Source organism: Daejeonella sp. (genome assembly GCF_049655485.1).
Lineage (GTDB): Bacteria > Bacteroidota > Bacteroidia > Sphingobacteriales > Sphingobacteriaceae > Daejeonella.
This window is the reverse complement of sequence record NZ_JBASJU010000241.1, coordinates 24,768-31,507: the sequence shown is the minus strand read 5'-3', so window position 1 is coordinate 31,507 and position 6,740 is coordinate 24,768. Positions and strand designations below refer to the sequence as shown.

At 40.4% G+C, this 6,740-nt stretch carries 6 protein-coding genes; 5 read left to right on the top strand and 1 reads right to left on the bottom strand.

Going from position 1 to position 6,740, the window contains the following annotated elements; genetic code table 11:
* Window positions 1-69: 69 nt before the first annotated feature.
* Window positions 70-1,296, top strand: a complete 1,227-nt coding sequence (locus WBJ10_RS10095) for a DEAD/DEAH box helicase (RefSeq protein WP_424289888.1) — start codon at window positions 70-72, stop codon at window positions 1,294-1,296.
* Between the two features lie 215 nt (window positions 1,297-1,511).
* Window positions 1,512-2,381 (top strand): aldose 1-epimerase family protein, encoded by an 870-nt coding sequence (locus WBJ10_RS10090; protein ID WP_424289886.1) that lies wholly within the window; start codon window positions 1,512-1,514, stop codon window positions 2,379-2,381.
* Here the strand turns inward: WBJ10_RS10090 and WBJ10_RS10085 are convergent.
* Window positions 2,378-3,061 (bottom strand): class I SAM-dependent methyltransferase, encoded by a 684-nt coding sequence (locus tag WBJ10_RS10085; RefSeq protein ID WP_424289884.1) that lies wholly within the window; start codon window positions 3,059-3,061, stop codon window positions 2,378-2,380. The genes WBJ10_RS10090 and WBJ10_RS10085 overlap by 4 nt on opposite strands.
* Window positions 3,062-3,279: 218 nt before the next feature.
* Between WBJ10_RS10085 and WBJ10_RS10080 the strand changes: the two genes are divergently transcribed.
* The 3 genes from WBJ10_RS10080 to WBJ10_RS10070 all read left to right on the top strand — a co-directional run bounded on the left by WBJ10_RS10080 (window position 3,280) and on the right by WBJ10_RS10070 (window position 6,634).
* The gene (locus WBJ10_RS10080; protein WP_424289882.1) at window positions 3,280-4,521 is read left to right on the top strand and encodes a DUF2130 domain-containing protein; all 1,242 of its coding nucleotides are present in this window, start codon (window positions 3,280-3,282) and stop codon (window positions 4,519-4,521) included.
* Window positions 4,522-4,571: 50 nt separating this feature from the next.
* Window positions 4,572-5,858 carry a DEAD/DEAH box helicase gene (locus tag WBJ10_RS10075; RefSeq protein ID WP_424289880.1) on the top strand — a complete coding sequence of 429 codons (1,287 nt, stop codon included), beginning with the start codon at window positions 4,572-4,574 and terminating at the stop codon, window positions 5,856-5,858.
* A 206-nt stretch (window positions 5,859-6,064) separates the two neighbouring features.
* Window positions 6,065-6,634, top strand: a complete 570-nt coding sequence (locus tag WBJ10_RS10070; RefSeq protein WP_424289878.1) for a UbiX family flavin prenyltransferase — start codon at window positions 6,065-6,067, stop codon at window positions 6,632-6,634.
* Window positions 6,635-6,740: the final 106 nt, after the last annotated feature.

Sequence of the window (6,740 nt, the reverse complement as noted above, 5' to 3'; positions counted from 1 at the left end):
TTTTCAGCTTCCCTAGTAGTCAACTCTTTTACTTAACTTTGTGATTATTAATATTAAATCTTCATTCGTTTGACATTCAGTGATTTCAATTTCGACCCTCAATTATTTGAAGGTCTCCAAAGCATGGGTTACGTAAAACCCACACCAATTCAACAACAGGCAATACCTTTAATTTTAGAGCATAAAGATCTGATCGCCTGCGCACAGACTGGAACCGGTAAAACAGCTTCGTACCTTTTGCCTGTCTTGCAGCATATAAGTACAACAGATAAAAAACATACTAAGGCCCTGATCCTTGCTCCGACACGTGAGTTAGCACAGCAAATCGACCAGCAGGTTGAAGGTTTGGCTTATTTCGCCGGCATCAGTTCCATTGCAGTTTATGGTGGTGGCGATGGGATGATCTACGAGCAGCAGCGCCGGGCCATGCTCGACGGTGTGGATATAATAATCGCTACTCCGGGCCGACTAATAGCGCAACTCGCATCGGGTGCCATTAAGCTTGACCACCTTCAATACCTGGTTCTCGATGAAGCAGACAGGATGCTGGATATGGGATTCTATGATGATATCCTGAGGATAATCAGTAGCTTACCTAAGGAAAGGCAAACTTTACTTTTCTCGGCGACGATGCCCCCTAAGATTAGAACCCTTGCCAATACTATTCTTAAAAATCCTGAACAGATTAATATAGCACTTTCTCAGCCCGCTGCCGGTATTTCTCAGCAGGTATATATGGTTCACGATCCTCAAAAAGTGAAGCTGATTACAACTCTTCTTAAAGACGCAGATTATAAAAGTGTTTTAATTTTTTGTTCACGTAAAGAAACTGTTAAAGACCTGAACCGGACCTTACGAAGGGAGGGTATTAAAGCTGAGGCTTTTCATTCCGATCTGGAACAGGAGCAGCGAGAAACCATTCTAAGAGCCTTTAAAAGCAGGCAGCTACCTGTTATTATTGGTACCGATGTTTTAAGCCGTGGAATTGATGTAACTGGGATTAGTCTGGTGATAAATTTTGACGTTCCGCCGGATCCTGAAGATTATATCCACCGCATTGGCCGAACTGCAAGGGCTGAAACAAAGGGAACAGCTATAACTTTTGTGAATGAAAGGGACCAGCGTAAATTCTCTTATATAGAGACACTTATCTCCAAGGAAATCCCGAGGATGACCTTGCCGGAAGAATTGGGAGAGGGCCCGGTTTATAATCCAACACTCAGAAGGTCATCAGGCCCCAAGAATAACAACCGAAATGGCAGCAGTAAAAAACCATGGCCTAAAAAACAGGCTTGATAAGTTATTTTTGGGAATGGTTTTGTATGAGAGCGGGCCAATTAACTCTGCTAAAAGGTCTATCCGCCGAATATGTCCCGGATTACCCCGTCAGAGCGGTGCAAATTCATTTTTTGAATTTTATTGTAAATTTGTAAAGACCTGCGAAATTCATTGATCTGGGTTTGATCAAACAAATCGATTGATATTGTTCTTTAATACTATTATTAATTATTATGGTAACACTGCAGAATGAATTTTTAAAAGTGCAAATCAGCCCGAAAGGCGCTCAGCTCACTTCAGTATTTAATAAACTCAATAACACCGAACTCCTTTGGCAGGGTGATCCTTCTATCTGGGGATATCAAGCGCCAAACTTATTCCCGGTGGTAGGAGAATGTTTAAATAAGGAGATTCTTGTGGCAGGAAATGCTTATCCAATGGAGCGACATGGTTTTGCAAGAACCTCAGAATTTGCTATGCATGATAGTTCTGATGTGCATGCTAAATTTTCATTGGGCCATTCGGAATCAACGCGCGAAGCCTACCCTTTTAAATTTACCTTTCAAGTGCTCTACGACCTGTTTGACTCAGAACTTCGTGTTAGTTATAAAGTAATCAATCAGGATGAAGGCACTATCTATTTTTCTGTAGGCGCCCATCCGGGGTTCAACATACCCTTCTTCAACGGTGAAAAATATGATGACTATTATATTGAATTCGAGAAGGAGGAAGAACTCGTTAAACATTTACTAACCGATGAAGGCTATTTCAATGGCCGGACGGAACCTTTGGTTCAAGACGGAAGCAAATTAAATCTCAGTAAAGATTTGTTTAATGGGGGTGCTTTAGTGTTTAAAAAGCTGTCTTCGAGAGAAGTACTTATAAAGAACCATACCACACCTAATTTTATTTCCATTACTTTCCCGCATTTTGAGTCTCTCGGAATTTGGGCGGCACCTGGTGCGGATTTTGTATGCATAGAGCCTTGGTTAGGATATGCAGATAATATCGGTGCACCCGTGGATTTCTCTAATAAAGAAGGCATAAAGGCCCTGGAGCAGGGACATGTATTCGAGGTTGATTATACCATTGGGATCAACTAAAAAGGCGTGAGCCTGACGAGATATTGATCCATGTCATCTTCAAAAAACCGCTCACAATTTAATCCATTTGTAAGAGCTATATTTCTTAAACGGTCAAAATCGACATAAAGCCATTTAAACCATTCGCTCTTAACGGATTGATATTCATATTGATATGAAATCTGACCGTAGTAATTTTCCTTGGGATAATTTTCATCCGGGTAGAGATAGGAGATGTCAGATGAATCAAGTATAATCTGACCTCCGGCATTAAGACATTTCTTAAAGTGGGCCAGCAATCGGTTCAATCCTTTGATATCGCCGCAAAGGCCGATTCCATTCATTAATAAAAGAAGGGTATCAAATTTTTCCTGATAAGTAAAGATGTTGGCGTTAATCACTTTCTTCAACCCTCTATTCTTCATCACTTCACAAGCAAGCGGCGATATTTCGAGAGCAGTAACATCAAAATTGTATGCTTGTAAGATCAGAGAGTGTGCACCAGCACCCGCGCCAATATCGAGAATTTTACCCTTACAAAGGTTCAGAGCAAATTCTTCAAGATCAGAGATATCCTCTTCAGTTCTGAAGAATATTTCTACGGGCATATCTTCGGGCTTGCCATAATTATTATGAAGCCATAATTTTTCTGTTTGTCCAAATTGATTGAAGTCTTTTAATGCTTTTCCAAACACATCCATTTTTCGCGCTTATTTCATTGATGAATGTTCTACACCTACTTCAATTTTATTCTAATTTTGTTCAAAAATACAATTTAGATTTTCACAGGAATCGATTTAAATGACTATGAGGTCCTTGAGTAATAATACTTGATTCCTGATACTTGATACTTGATACTAATTTTATTAGTATATTGCTCCAATAAATCTACCGTTATTGTTTTAATATAATTCAGAATATGTCTACCGAAGTCAAATGCCCTTCATGCGGCCACCTATTTCCCCTGGAGGAAGCAATTGGAAAAGAGTACGAACAAGAGCTTAGGGATAAAATGATTGCCTGGCAGAAAAAAAAGGACGAAGAGTTTCAAAAGAAAGAGGAGGAGTTGAAAGGACAGCAAAAAGAACTGGCACTAAAATATGAGCAACAGTTGGCGTCTGAACGGAAAAACCTGGAAGAGGGGGTTCGCAAGAGTATCGCGGCAGATTTTGAAAACCAGTTGGTATTGCTGGAAAATTCCAATAAAGAAAATGAAGAAAAGCTGAAACTCGCCCGGGAAAAAGAACTAGGCTTTCTTCAAAAAGAAAAGGAGCTAAAAAATAAGGAAGCAGAAATCGAACTGAGTTTTCAGAGAAAACTCCAGGAAGAACGGGTGGTTATTTCCGATCAGATCAGGAAGCAGGAGCTCGAGAGAAACCAGATAAAAGAAACGGAACATCAGCTTAAGCTGAAAGAGTATGAGAAGCAAATTGAAGATCAGAAAAAGCTTGTTGAGGAAATGCGCCGGAAGGCCGAGCAGGGTTCTATGCAATTGCAGGGAGAGGTTCAGGAACTGATTTTGGAAGAACTTCTGCGGAATAACTTCCCTTTTGATGAAATTGGCGAAGTAGGGAAAGGCATAAGGGGAGCGGACTGCATTCAAACCGTCAGAAATAAATTCGGGCAAGACTGTGGAAGGATCATTTACGAGAGTAAGCGAACCAAAGATTTCGGAAATGACTGGGTAGAAAAGCTTAAGAAAGACATGCGTGGTGCAGGAGTTGATGTTGCTGTTATAGTAACGCAATGCTATCCCAAAGGTATGGATTGCTTTGGCGAGAAAGACGGGGTTTGGATTTGCTCTTTCGAAGAGGTTAAAGCTGTTGCCTATGTTTTGAGAGATGGTATCATCAAACTTTCTAATGCGGCTAAATCACAGGACAATAAGGGCGACAAAATGCATATGCTTTATGATTACCTCACAGGTACTGAATTTTCTGAACAATGGAAGGCAATACGGGAGGGATATATGAGCATGCGTCTGTCGATTCATAAGGAAAGAGACGCGATGGAAAAAATGTGGAAGATGAGAGAAAAACAGCTTGATAAAGTTCTGATAAACGCATCCGGTATTAAAGGATCTATCGAAGGAATAGCGGGAGCTGATACTATTTCATTGAGTTTGACCGATGATGAGGATGAGACATTATTGCTGGAATAGCCAGCACCTTAATTTTCCTTACCTTTGAACTTAAATTTAAGACCCGGCCTGTGCTACTCGACAAACTAAAACTCAGTAAACCCCTTATAAGATCAATGACCGATGCTGGTTTTCTTGGGCCAAAGGAAATTCAGCTGAAAACGATGTCCCGAATTTTGGGAGGGCAAGACATTATTGCGGTTGGACCCGAAGGTTCGGGTAAAACGACAAACTATGTTCTGGGAGTTTTAATGCGCCTGAAATACGGATTTGAAGAAGCACCAAGGGCACTGATTCTTGTTCCTGATAAAGATCGGATAATGGAAGTGGTTGAACGGTTCGAACTTTTGAATCGTAATAATACTATTAGAATTGTGCCTTTGTATCCTGACGGTAACATGGAAACACAGATAAATGCTGTAACTGATGGTTCAGATATAATCATTGCCACACCCGACCGTGCCCGGGCTGTCTATTTAAAACTTGGGCTAAATCTTAACAAGATCATCATGTTTATCGTTGATGATGCTGCTGAGATTATTAAGAAAGGGATGCAACTACCGGTAGCTGAACTTGCACGAAGTATTGTTAAATGCCAGCACCTTATATTTACTGAAGTTGTACACGATAAATTACACCTGCTGATCGACCAGTTTATGAATCAGCCGGCCCTTATAGAAGTTTCTGAATTAGGAGAACAAAAGCTGGAGATACTGGAGCAGGTCCTTTACCACGTCCCGGATTACAAAAGCAAACTTAATTTGCTTGGCCGGCTATTGGGCGATGCTGAAATATTCAACAAAGTTATTGTATTTGTAAATACGCGTTTAACAGCGGAAAAGGTATTTAAAAGCCTATTTAAGCACTTGGATAAAGAAGTGTCAGTGTATAAGCCATTGTTTTTTGATCACCCGGGATTTGATTCAATTAATGATTTTAAAGAATCTGACGAAACACGTGTATTGATTGTAGCCGATGACCTTAAAGAAAATCTGGATTTAAATGGTATTCCGTTCATCCTGCATTTTGAGATCCCGGCAGAGAAAGAAACATTTATTGGGCGAATTGTAAAGGGAGATGACAATGCTGATACCTTTGCAATCAGTTTCTCCACCGACATTGAGCTCGTTACAGTTAAAAAGATCGAACAAGCCATTGGCCAAAAACTGCCAGTGGCAGAACTTCCAGAAGGAGTAACCATTACTAAAGGCTCAGATAAGGCGAAAAAAAGTAATGCCCAGGCTTCGGATGAAAGTGAACTAACTGGTGCCGCTTTCCATGAAAAAAAGGCCGGCAATAATAAAGATTATAATTACAGCTCCAGGGAAAAGGCCAAAATGAAATTTAAGTATAGGTGAAATCCTCACCTCCAAACCCTAAGGAATTTCTTTTAAAAACAATTGCGCTGTAGTTTTTTTTATGATATATTTGTTCATACTTCTTCTAGAAGTGTGTTTTTCATAGGTAGATGTAGGGTCGAATACTTGTATTCGACCCTTTTTATTAGACATTAAGCAGGATATTTGGAAGCATGCCTCTGTCCACCAATTTAGGTTAACTTTGCATGATGAAAAGAAGAATAGCAATAGCCATCACTGGCGCGAGTGGGTCTGTGTATGCAAAAATATTGCTTGATAAATTGGCCTCGCTACAATCTCAGGTTTCTGAAATAGGTGTGGTAATGTCTGATAATGCAAAAGAAGTCTGGAGGCACGAACTGGGAACTACCACATACGAAGATTATCAGTTTCAGTTTTTTGACAAACATGATTTTAATGCTCCATTCGCCTCAGGATCTGCGGGTTTTGATACGCTTTTAGTCTGTCCTTGTTCAATGGGAACTCTTGGCCGGATTGCCACAGGCGTTTCAAATGACCTGATTACACGCGCAGCTGATGTGATACTAAAAGAACGAAGGAAGCTTGTCCTGGTGGTGAGAGAAACGCCTTATAGCCTGATCCATATCAATAACATGAAAATCGTTACTGAAGCAGGTGGGATAATTTGCCCGGCAACTCCTTCCTTCTACAGCATCCCAAAAACTATTGAAGAAGTTGCTGCGACGGTAATTAGTCGGGTGATTGATTTGGTGGGGTTGGAAGATGAATCGTATCGGTGGGGCAGAACAAACTGAAAGTTGAAAGTTGAAAAGTGAAACGAACGAACCGGGAATGTTCATTTGATAAGCTGATTTCGTGAGTTATAATTCATACTTCAGTTTTCAACTCTCCACTATCAAC